Source organism: Undibacterium sp. Xuan67W, from assembly GCF_049340165.1.
Classification (GTDB): Bacteria; Pseudomonadota; Gammaproteobacteria; order Burkholderiales; family Burkholderiaceae_D; genus Undibacterium.
On the sequence record NZ_JBMPPN010000064.1, the window covers coordinates 1 to 296 of the forward strand.

The window sequence follows — 296 nt, forward strand, 5'->3', positions numbered from 1 at the left end:
TGGACTTCCCCTAATTTCGTAGACAACTCTTAACTTCCAAATTGTTGTTGCTCGAAAGCTAGGGGACTCATCTGATTCAAATGACTATGTCGCCGTTTGCGATTGTAGAACACTTCGATGTAATCAAAAATGTCAGATCGTGCCTCTTCCCTTGTTGCATAAATTTTCCGCCTGACTCGCTCTTTCTTCAAATTGCTAAAGAATGATTCAGCTACCGCATTATCGTAACAATTCCCACGTCTACTCATGCTTGGCACAAGTTGATGTTCTTTGCACCAACGTGCGAAATCATCACT

1 protein-coding gene is annotated in these 296 nt (G+C 41.9%); it reads right to left on the bottom strand.

Annotated elements, in window-relative coordinates:
* Positions 1-29: 29 nt before the first annotated feature.
* On the bottom strand, positions 30-296 hold a 267-nt coding region (locus ACO0LE_RS20280; RefSeq protein WP_422962129.1), incomplete at its 5' end, for an IS3 family transposase.